Origin of the sequence: Algoriphagus algorifonticola (assembly GCF_007655305.1) — a bacterium.
GTDB lineage: Bacteria > Bacteroidota > Bacteroidia > Cytophagales > Cyclobacteriaceae > Algoriphagus > Algoriphagus algorifonticola.
On sequence record NZ_VLOG01000047.1, the window covers coordinates 40,600 to 51,680 of the forward strand.

Consider the following 11,081-nt stretch of genomic DNA (forward strand, 5'->3'; position numbering starts at 1 on the left):
ATTTCAAAAAAACCTTTTTGCGACCTGCATCAAGGTTTTTTTTGTAGTTTGTCATTCAAATCAGTAAAGAAGATGAGTCAAGAAGAAAAGTTTATCTCCCATCTGGCTGAAGGTCAGGTTTATAAAAAAGACTATATCATCATGGGAACTGGTATCCTAAATGGAGAGGCAGTTTCAGGAGCCCAAATCAAGGTGCCTCTTAAAACCATGAACAGACACGGCTTGATAGCAGGTGCCACAGGAACAGGTAAAACCAAAACTCTTCAGGTAATTGCAGAACAGCTCTCATTAAAAGGTGTTCCATCGGTTTTGATGGATTTGAAGGGAGATTTATCTGGCTTGGCTCAACCTGGAGAAGCTTCAGACTTCATCTTAAAAAGATCTCAAAAAATAGGGGTAGACTATGAGCCGATGGGCTTACCCGTAGAATTAATGTCTATCTCTAAGGAGAAAGGTGTCAAATTAAAGGCTACAGTTTCTGAATTTGGTCCCATCCTGATTTCTCAAATTTTGGATTTGAATGATACGCAGGGAGGAGTTATCTCTTTGGTATTTAGATATTGTGATACACATCATCTTCCGTTGGTAGATTTGAAAGATCTGAAAAGGGTGCTTCAGTTTATCGTTAATGAGGGCAAAGAAGCTATCACAAAGGAATTTGGAAGTGTATCCTCAGCATCGGTGAATACCATCATGCGAAAGATTATAGAACTTGAGCAACAGGGTGCTGAAAGGTTTTTCGGAGAGAAATCCTTTGACGTGGAAGACTTCGTAAGAACTAAAAATGGAAAAGGTGTCATTTCTGTGATTCGATTGACTGATATCCAATCTACGCCCAAACTCTTTTCTACCTTCATGCTCAGCATTCTTTCTGAGATTTATGAAACCTTTCCAGAGCAAGGAGATGCTGATCAACCTAAGCTTTGTTTGTTTATAGACGAAGCACACTTAGTTTTTTCTACTGCTTCCAAAGATCTTTTAGAGAAGATTGAAGCAATTATCAAGTTGATTCGTTCAAAAGGTGTTGGGGTGTATTTTTGTACGCAAACCCCTACAGACGTTCCAGATTCTGTCCTAGGACAATTAGGTTTAAAGGTCCAGCATGCTTTAAGAGCCTTTACAGCAAAGGACAGGAAAGCCATCACTAAAACTGCTGAAAATTACCCTGACTCTCCGTTTTATGATACTTCCAAAGTATTGACCTCCATGGGGATAGGAGAAGCCTTAATTACTGCTTTGAATGAAAAAGGTATTCCTACACCTTTGGCTCATACCCTTGTCAGAGCGCCAATTTCAAGAATGGACATTTTAACCAATTCAGAAATAGATGATTTGGTTAATAAATCTTCTTTGACCTCAAAATACAATGAAGATATAGACAGAGAAAGTGCATTTGAGTTGCTGGAAAAGAAGATGAACCAAATTGAAAAAGAACAGGAAAAAGCTGTTTTGCCTGGTCCATCTTCAAGATCCAAAACAGCAAGTCGTACCAAAGAAGACGAATCTCTAATCGAGGAGTTGAGTAAAAATACCATGGTTAGGCAATTGGGAAGAACTATTTTCCGAGAATTGACGCGTGGTATTTTAGGTTCATTTACCCGTAAAAGATAAAGTATTTAACTTTCTACAAATCAATAAATTAAAGTGAAAACTGCAATTATTGGGGGAGGGGCAGCCGGGTTCTTTGCTGCGATTCATGCTGCTTCACCTCACAATGAAGTATTCATTTTTGAGAAAACTCCAAAGCTACTTTCCAAAGTAAAAATATCCGGTGGAGGAAGATGCAATGTCACTCACCGTCCTATGGAAATAGCCAAGTTGGTAAAGAATTACCCAAGAGGAGAAAAGTTCTTAAAAAAGGTTTTTAGGCATTTCAAGCAGGAAGATACTTTTCAGTGGTTTGAGTCCCGAGGTGTTCAGTTAAAAATTGAATCAGATGGTAGGGTTTTTCCTGTTAGTGATCAATCTTCTTCTATAATTGAAGCTTTACTGAAAGAAGCCAAAGCGAAAAATATTCGAATCGAAACTGGAATGAATCTAAAGCGTATGGAGGCCAATGGGAATACCTGGACTCTTCATTTTGATTCCGGCTCCCGGCAATTTGATAAAGTGGTAATTTGTAGTGGAGGTCATCCTAAAACTGAAGGTTATCAATTTTTAAAGGGTCTTAAGCACACTATTGCATCACCTATACCTTCCCTTTTCACTTTCAATACTCCACAAGAATCCATTCGTGAATTAATGGGTTTATCATTACCGAATGCCTATGTGAGGTTGGAGGGTACCAAACTTTCCTATCAAGGTCCGGTTTTGATCACTCATTGGGGAGTGAGTGGTCCGGCAGTTTTAAAGCTTTCAGCCTTTGGAGCAGCTTGGCTTCATGAAAAAGAATATCAGGCAAAAGCGATAATTAACTGGAATCAGGATTTTGGTGAAGAGGATTATCAAAATCAGATAAGAAATTATATCCAAGCGCATTCATCCAGAAAAGTTAAAAATTACCCACTTTTTGACATTCCAGGCAGATTATGGGAGCATATCTTGGAAAAATCACTAATTGAAGAAGGACAGATTTACGGAAACTTGGCCAAAAAGCAAATTAATAAATTGGTTCAGCATCTTTTTTGCTATATTTTGACTGTCAAAGGTAAAACCACTTTCAAAGAAGAATTCGTAACTGCAGGAGGTGTTCAATTGAATGAGGTGGATCCTGAAACAATGGCAAGTAAGTTTCACCCAAATTTATACTTTGCTGGAGAAGTACTTAACGTGGACGGTATTACTGGAGGTTTTAATTTTCAGGCTGCATGGTCGACGGGTTTTCTGGCAGGAAAAACTATTATCAATAGCGCGATATGAGTTTAGCTTATCCTGAACTGAACCAACGGATCCTAGAAATGGCCGAAGGTGATGAGGAATTTAGAATGGAATTAACCACTGCTATCCATGCAGGATTACTTGAATTGAAAACCAAATATGCTGAAGGTTTTCATGAAAAAGATGAAGTTAAAATCCAACAAATCAGACATAAGGTCAAACCTACCTTGGGTATGTTTGAGTTTGAAGATTTATCAATTATCCTACAAGAAGGAAAAGATATTTTAGAATCCGAGGGCTTTAATCAGGCTTTCGAAGGACATTTCCATTTACTTCATGAAAAACTGGAAACAGCTATCGAAGAAACAGCCAAACTCTTAAATAATTGATCAAAAAGTATTTTTTTTGAGATTGATATCTCTTCAGAGGGGCTTCAACACCCTGCTGTACTTAAAATTCAATTCCAATTTCCATTTTTAGGATATGCCAATTATTGATTCCTCTTCGTACCAGGGTCCCAGTTATTTAATCAATGGTCATTTCGAAACTATAGTCCCGAGTTTATTTCGAAAAATCAAAGGGCTAACCTATGAAAGAGAAAAGATTCATACTCCTGATGATGATTTTTTAAATCTTGATTGGTCGAAAGTTGGAAGCGATAAACTTTTGATTATTTCTCATGGCTTGGAAGGAGATTCCTATAGGCATTATGCAATGGGTTTGGCAAAATTATTTAATCAACATCATGTTGATGTTCTTGCTTGGAATAATAGAAGCTGTGGTGGAGAAATGAATCTGCAGCCTATCCTTTATCATCATGGAGCGAGCTATGATTTGGATACGGTAATCGAACATACTAGAAATACAGAAAATTATAAGGAAATATATCTCTGTGGAATCAGCATGGGAGGGGCTCAAACCTTAAAATACCTAGGCGAAAAAGGTAAACATATCCCATCAGAAATTGTCAAAGTTGCGGTATATTCCACGCCCTGTAATTTGCCTTCAAGTGCAGCCACTTTAAAATACCCTTCTAATAGTTTTTACAAAAATCGGTTTTTGGGTAAACTCAAAAAAAAGATGATGCTTAAGTCAGCCCAATATCCGCAATTGATCGACTTGGAGCTGCTGGACAAAGTCAAGGACTTTGACACCTTTGACACCCATTTTACGGCCAAACTGCATGGGTTTAAAAATGCAGAAGACTTTTATCAATCAGTCAGTGCTGATAATTGGATGCAGGATATTCAGATTCCTACATTGATTTTCAATGCGCTCAATGATCCTTTGCTGGGTCAGGCTTGCTATCCGGTAGATTTAGCGAGAAAGAAGAAAGAGATTATTTTAGAAATGCCGAAGAGGGGCGGGCATACGGGATTTACCCTAAAAGGTGACGAATTTACTTGGGCAGAATATCGATTTTTGGAATTTCTGCTTGCTTAAAGGAAACTGATTTAGCTTTACTATATTAGTATTCCATCAAACCCACCTTTGGAATGCGGAAGCTTTTCTTTTTATCCATTCTCCTCATTTTCCTCCTCACTTTATTTCTCATGTGGTTTAGTGAACTTCGGGAATTTAGCTTTGGATATTTTTTCCTGATTGTTTTGGCCTCTTTGACTGCATTGGGTATTTATGATTCTATTCAAAAGAAACATGCGATCCTTCGGAATTTTCCCGTTGTCGGGCATTTTAGATACATTTTGGAATCTATCAGTCCCGAAATCCAGCAATACTTCATTGAGAGCAATACCGATGGAAGACCATTTTCCAGAAATCTAAGAGCCTTGGCTTATAGAAGAGCCAAAGGAGTCAATGACACACATCCTTTTGGAACTCAAAAGGATATTGATGGAGAGGACTATATAGCTTTAAGACACAGTATATACGCCGTAAGTCCCAGAGAGGAAGATCTTCGTGTTACGATCGGTACTCATTCTTGCGCTCAACCATATTCAGCCTCGATTTTTAATATTTCAGCAATGAGTTTTGGCTCTCTTAGTTCCAACGCTATCAAAGCATTAAATCTAGGAGCTCAAAAAGGTAATTTCTATCATAATACGGGAGAAGGAGGGATTTCCAGTTATCATTTGTCAGGAGGAGATTTATGCTGGCAAATCGGAACTGGTTATTTCGGATGCAGGGACAAGGATGGAAATTTTGACCCTGAAAGTTTTAAAGAAAAAGCTCAGTTACCTGAAGTGAAACTAATAGAGTTGAAAATATCCCAAGGCGCAAAACCTGGGCATGGTGGAGTTTTACCGGGCATTAAAAACACTTCTGAAATTGCAAAAATCAGGGGACTAGAACCCGGAACTACTGTATTATCCCCTCCATCTCACAAGGCATTTTCCGATCCTAAAGGAATGATAGCTTTTGTACAACAATTGAGAGAGTTGTCAGGCGGTAAACCGGTCGGAATTAAACTTTGCATTGGTCGCACAGAAGAATTTATAGAAATCTGCAAGGAGATGATCAGTCAGGAATGTTTACCTGATTTCATCACAATAGATGGAGCAGAAGGAGGAACTGGTGCGGCTCCTCTGGAATTTTCAGACAGTGTTGGCTTACCGCTGGAGCCAGCCTTGATCTTTGTGAGAGCTGCATTGGAAAAATTCAATCTCAGGGATAAGATTACAATCATAGCATCAGGGAAAGCATTGAGTGCTTTTTCGATTTTGAAAAATATTGCTTTGGGAGCCGATATATGTAATTCAGCCAGAGGCTTTATGTTTAGCTTGGGTTGTATTCAAGCTTTAAGGTGTAATACCAACGATTGCCCAACTGGAGTGGCAACTCAAAGAAGAGGTTTGGTAAAAGGGTTGGTGGTTCCAGATAAAGCTGAGCGCGTTTACAATTTCCATAAAAACACAGTTCACGCTGTAATGGAATTATTGGGGGCTTCAGGGCACTATCATACTTCTGAAATGAGTGTTCATGACCTGGTCAAAGGCGATGAAATGATAAAGCTAGCCAATAGATATTTCCCTGATACTGTCAATACTCAGGTTTGATTATTCAAAGCGCTTGAGAGCCATAGAGGCTACAGTACCTCCAATGGATAGGGAACTGGTGGCAGCTGGAGATGGAGCATTTAATACATTGATGACTGTTGCACTCTCTCTGATAGCGAAATCATCCAACAATCCACCGCTTCGATCGCAGGCTTGAGCTCTCACACCTGCTCCACCATCTACCAAATCTGATTCCTGAATTTCCGGTATCAATTCCTGTAGTGCTTTCGTGAAGGCAGCTTTGGAAAATGAGCGATATAATTCTCCAAAACCGGTTTTCCAATATTTTGCAGCAACTTTTTGGAATCCAGGCCAGGCCAAAGTTTCCGCTAATTCTGAAAAATTAATCTGAGACTTTTTATAGCCCTCTCTTTTAAAAGCCAAAACTGCATTGGGTCCTGCTTCCACGCCACCTTTCATCATTCTTGTGAAATGCACTCCTAAAAATGGGAAGTTTGGATCTGGAACCGGGTAAATTAAGTTCTTCACCAGATATTCCTTTTCTTTTTTGAGCTTGTAATATTCGCCTCTAAAAGGAATGATTTTTACATCATCTGCCTCATCGCTATTCATTCTGGCAATTTTATCTGAATATAAACCTGCACAGTTGATGACCAACTTAGATTCTATGGTTTTTATTGAAGTTTCAATTGTATTGATATTATTTGAAGTGCTTATTTTCAATACTTTATGTTTCAATAAAATACTTCCGCCGAGCTGCATGAATTTTCTCCCATAAGCTAAAGCAACCTGGTAATAATCTACTATTCCAGTTTGTGGGACATGAATAGCCGCCACCCCTGCACAATGTGGTTCGTACTCTTTCAATTCATCCAAACTGATTTTGCGCGTGCCGGTCAAGCCATTTTCCAAACCTCTTTTCCAAAGATTTTCCAATAAAGGCTTTTGCTCCTCCCGGGTAGCGACAACCACTTTTCCGGTTATTTCATAGGGGATTTTTTCCTTCTGGCAAAAGTTTACCAATTCATGGTATCCATTGATACAGTTGATGGCTTTTAAGGAGCCTGGTTTATAGTAGAGCCCAGAGTGAATTACTCCGGAATTATTTCCGGTTTGATGCTTCGCCAGCTGCTCTTCTTTTTCGAGAATAACGATTTTCAGCTCAGGCTTTGATTTGATAAGTTTAAGCCCTGTAGCCAATCCGACAATTCCACCTCCGACAATCGCAATATCGTAAACCATAGATTATTCTTTGAAAGCCCAAATATATTAGATCGAGCAACAAAATTGAATCTAGGGTGGGTTAGTCTTTCTTCAAATTGGAAATTATATTTCATTTTGGACTTCATGGCAGCGGAATGAAATTATATTTGCAGCTGTGCTAATATTTCCATGCGGAATTTCTAAATGAAGCGACTGTTTTCTCTCACATTTTTATTCTTTTCCCTGAGTTTTTCTTACGCCCAAGTGACAATCAAGGGCAAAGTGACCGATGCAGAAACAGGTGATCCAATTCCTTTTGCTTCGGTTTTGGTCCTAGGAACAGGAAAGGGAATGAATACTGATTTCGAAGGAAATTATGAATTGAGCTTTTCGGGAGAGGCAGATAGCGTTCGGGTAAGCTATCTGGGATATATCACCCAATCCAAAAAAATTGGATCTTCAGCTAATCAAACCCTTAATTTCCAACTCAGACCATCTGACTTTGAATTGGAAGCTTTTGTATTTGAGGCTGGTGAAAATCCGGCTTTTGAGATCATCAGAAGGGCGGTTGATAAAAGGAAGGATTTTGACAAAAGAAGTTTGGAGGCATATGAAACCAAGAACTATACAAAAATAGAGATTGATATAGATCAGGTTTCGGACAGGTTTACCCAAAGAAAAACAGTCCAGAAAGTAACCGCTGTTTTGGACAGCATCCGGCAATTGACCAACGATGAGGGAGAAAAAATTCTGCCTGTTTTTTTCTCAGAGACCATTTCCAAATTTTATTACCGGAATAATCCTGAACTGAAGAAAGAGATCGTTGAAAAGTCTAAAGTCACTGGGGTCGGTATCACAGATGGCTCTACTACTTCTCAAATTACAGGCTCTGTCTTTCAGGAATATAATTTCTATAAAAATTGGTTGAATATTCTGGATAAGGAGTTCATTTCACCTATAGCTGATGGCTGGAAAGTTTTCTATGATTATGATTTGCTAGACTCGGTCTTAGTGGGAAAAGACAGCTGCTATAGGTTGCAGGTTTATCCCAGAAGAGAGCAAGACTTGGCCTTTAGCGGCACCATATGGATTAATAAAGAAACCTATGCGCTCAAGCAAGTTGACTTGACTGTTCCCAAATCTGCAAACCTGAATTTTATTGAAAGAATCAAGATTCAGCAGGAATTAGAGCCTACTTCCAAAGGCCCATTAATTCCAACCAAAAGCCGAATTCAAATAAAAATAGGTCAGGTAACGCCCAATACTGCCGGGCTTCTTGCGAAGTTTTATACGGCTACTGATTCAGTTATTCTCCAAGAACCTTTACCCACTTCCTTTTTCAACAATGCTGTTGAATTGAGACCTGATTTTGGGAATGCCGGAGAAGATTTTTGGAAAAGAAATAGGGTAGACCCTTTGAGTTCTGAGGAAATAGCCATTCTTCAGATGGTGGATACACTGAAGAAGATACCCATTATTCGATTTTATTCAGAAGGTTTAAAGTTTTTTGCAACTGGTTTTCTTCCAGTGGGAAAAGTGGATTTAGGCCCCTGGACTGAATTTGGAAATTACAATAATGTAGAAGGATTTCGGGCTGGCTTTGGGATGCGGACCAATTATTCATTCAGCAATAAATGGTTGATTCAAGCCTACTTAGCGTATGGGTTTAAAGATGAACGCTTTAAATATTCAGCATTTGTAACACGGATTTTGGATAGGCAACATTGGACTACCCTTCAATTCAAATCCACGAAAGAAATCGATCAAGTGGGTTTGGAAATGGAGTCTTTGGCTGGAAATAGTATTTTCTTGGCTGCCAGTAGATTTGGGACATTGAGGAGACCATTTATCAGCACGACGCAGCAGGTTAATTTTCAGCGGGAATTTTTTAAAGGCTTTTTACTGAAAGGTGGTCTTCAGATTGCAGCGTTTGATCCGCTGTTTGATTTTTATTTTTTGGAGAGAGAGAATAGGGAGCTGAGAAGTAGATTCGAAACCACTGAAGCAAGGGTAGGACTTCGCTATGGAAGGGACGAAATCATCATTATCAATGACAATGAACGGGTCTCATTTGGACCTTCTAAATGGCCAATTTTTGAAGTGAACTATGCCAAAGGTCTTCAGTGGCTAGGTGGAGATATAGATTATCATAAGTTGAGTTTTTATCTTTACCAAAGGCTAAATATGGGGCTTTTTGGGGTTTCCAGATATGAAGTAGATGCAGGTAAAGTCTTTGGTGAAGTTCCTTATCCGATATTGAAAAACCACTTAGGCAACGAAACGCTTTTTTATACTACAGCTGCTTTCAATACCATGAATTTCAATGAGTTTGCCTCAGATCAATATGTCAGCTTAAGATATAGACATTCTTTTGAAGGGTTTTTGTTGAATAGAATTCCATTGATGAAAAAACTCAAATGGAGAGCAGTAGCCAATGGAAATTTACTTTTTGGATCAGTCAGAAATGAAAATGTATTGAACGTTCCGAGCTTAGATCCTGCAGGAAATCCTTTGGAAAGTTTTGGAAGATTAGATCCTACTAAGCCTTATTTGGAGTTGGGCTATGGTATTGAAAATATCTTTAAATTCTTCCGGGTGGACTTTTTCCATCGCATGACCTATTTGGATGTGCCAGAGGCTAGGCCCTTTGTGGTAAAGGTTAGTGCACAGATTATATTATAATAAAAGGAAAAAATATTTTTTTTTTAAAGATAGTTGAAAATTTAAGAATTAGTTTATAAGTTCAATATCAATTTTTATATGTAAATAAACAACGCTAACTATGAATCCAATTCTTACTTCTTCGATTCCTAACATTTTATTGCTTTTCAATTCCTTCTTACGACAAAAGATTATTTTTTCTTCTTTTCTACTTTTTGCCTCTTTCGGTTTTTCCAACAAAGCGTATGCGTCAGTAGATATTACCATACAACGAAATTGAAAAACCATGAATATTCAACATAAATCTTCGTTATTGCTTGTTTTGATCTTGGCTTTTGCTATTTCTTTAGGGGCAACAGCTCAGACCGAACCCGGAACCTTCACCGCAAAAAAAGGGGTTTATCTTGAAGTTGGCGGAAGTTCTGGATTCTATGCGATTAACTACAGCAAGATTTTCCATCAAAAAGGGAAGCTAAAGCTAAATGCCAGTGCAGGGTTTTCTATATGGCCTAATAGAAATATAGACTCGAAGACTAGTTGGCTCCCTGCTTTGCCATTAGAGATATCTGCACTATATGGCAAGTCAAATCATCATCTGGAATTGGGTATGGGATTCACTTCTTATTTAAACACAAGCTTTGATTTTGATTCGGAAACATTTGAAACAATCAATAAAGTAGTTTTTGACGCCTTTATTCCTCTAAGAGTTGGATACAGGTACCAAAAACCGGAAGGGGGATTCTTTTTCAGAATTGGTTATACGCCAATTGTTACTTTTCCGGTAAGAGCTGGGAAAATTTGGTCTTTCAATCCTTATTGGGCCGGACTAAGTTTTGGGAAGAGTTTTTGAAAGAGGCTAATTGGGAATTTTCCTCGTTTTGATTCTATTTGAAGATTATCAATTACTTAGGTAAATGGAAATCAAAAAATGTTATAAACCCGCTACACCATGAATTACAAATCCAAATTTATTCTTTTCGGTTTTTCTCTGGTTTTATTGATTAGTTCCCCATCTATTTTTGCTCAAACCAACTCCCAAACCTTTACCTCAAAAAATGCTGTTTACCTTGAAGTTGGAGGAAGTTCTGGAAGATATGCAATCAACTACAGCAAGATTTTTCATCAAAAAGGAAAGCTAAAATTGAATGCCAGTGCTGGTTTTTCTATGTGGCGTAATAAAATAAATGATTTCAAAACGTATTGGCTTCCCGTTATTCCTTTGGAGGTTACTGCCTTATATGGCAAGTTAAACTATCATCTGGAAATGGGTTTTGGATTTACCTCACTCTTAGATAGAACTTTATTTTTTGATTCAGGATCATTAGAATTAGACGAAAAAGTTGTTTTTGATGCATTTATTCCTCTAAGAGTCGGATATCGATATCAAAAACCTGAAGGTGGATTCTTTTTTAGAATTGGTTATAC

At 38.2% G+C, this 11,081-nt stretch carries 10 protein-coding genes; 8 read left to right on the plus strand and 2 right to left on the minus strand.

Annotated elements, in window-relative coordinates; translation table 11 throughout:
* The first annotated feature begins 72 nt into the window (after positions 1–72).
* The 5 genes from FL972_RS12335 (at position 73) to FL972_RS12355 (ending at position 5,831) form a co-directional block, all read left to right on the plus strand.
* Entirely contained in the window at positions 73–1,611 is a 1,539-nt protein-coding gene (locus tag FL972_RS12335) for a helicase HerA-like domain-containing protein (protein ID WP_144605768.1), read from the plus strand.
* Between the two features lie 33 nt (positions 1,612–1,644).
* The gene (locus tag FL972_RS12340; protein ID WP_144605769.1) at positions 1,645–2,859 is read left to right on the plus strand and encodes a BaiN/RdsA family NAD(P)/FAD-dependent oxidoreductase; all 1,215 of its coding nucleotides are present in this window, start codon (positions 1,645–1,647) and stop codon (positions 2,857–2,859) included.
* On the plus strand, positions 2,856–3,206 hold the full coding sequence (locus FL972_RS12345) for a hypothetical protein (protein WP_144605770.1): 351 nt from the start codon (positions 2,856–2,858) through the stop codon (positions 3,204–3,206). Before FL972_RS12340 ends, FL972_RS12345 begins: the two co-directional genes overlap by 4 nt.
* Before the next feature lie 94 nt (positions 3,207–3,300).
* On the plus strand, positions 3,301–4,260 hold the full coding sequence (locus FL972_RS12350) for a YheT family hydrolase (protein ID WP_144605771.1): 960 nt from the start codon (positions 3,301–3,303) through the stop codon (positions 4,258–4,260).
* Positions 4,261–4,313: 53 nt separating this feature from the next.
* Complete coding sequence (locus FL972_RS12355; RefSeq protein WP_144605772.1) at positions 4,314–5,831, plus strand: FMN-binding glutamate synthase family protein; 1,518 nt, start codon at positions 4,314–4,316, stop codon at positions 5,829–5,831.
* Here the strand turns inward: FL972_RS12355 and lhgO are convergent, their stop codons facing one another.
* Positions 5,832–7,034, minus strand: coding sequence for an L-2-hydroxyglutarate oxidase (gene lhgO / locus FL972_RS12360; RefSeq protein ID WP_144605773.1), 1,203 nt, complete (start codon positions 7,032–7,034; stop codon positions 5,832–5,834).
* A gap of 165 nt (positions 7,035–7,199) precedes the next feature.
* Here lhgO and FL972_RS12365 point away from each other — a divergent pair, with 165 nt between their 5' ends.
* Positions 7,200–9,677, plus strand: coding sequence for a DUF5686 and carboxypeptidase-like regulatory domain-containing protein (locus FL972_RS12365; protein WP_144605774.1), 2,478 nt, complete (start codon positions 7,200–7,202; stop codon positions 9,675–9,677).
* 48 nt (positions 9,678–9,725) lie between these two features.
* On the opposite strand, the gene FL972_RS12370 is transcribed toward FL972_RS12365, so the two are convergent.
* Positions 9,726–9,923 carry a hypothetical protein gene (locus FL972_RS12370; protein ID WP_144605775.1) on the minus strand — a complete coding sequence of 66 codons (198 nt, stop codon included), beginning with the start codon at positions 9,921–9,923 and terminating at the stop codon, positions 9,726–9,728.
* 19 nt (positions 9,924–9,942) lie between these two features.
* Between FL972_RS12370 and FL972_RS12375 the strand changes: the two genes are divergently transcribed.
* Entirely contained in the window at positions 9,943–10,506 is a 564-nt protein-coding gene (locus FL972_RS12375) for a hypothetical protein (RefSeq protein WP_144605776.1), read from the plus strand.
* 99 nt (positions 10,507–10,605) lie between these two features.
* Positions 10,606–11,081: hypothetical protein (locus tag FL972_RS12380; RefSeq protein ID WP_144605777.1), on the plus strand; the 476-nt coding region annotated here is incomplete at its 3' end.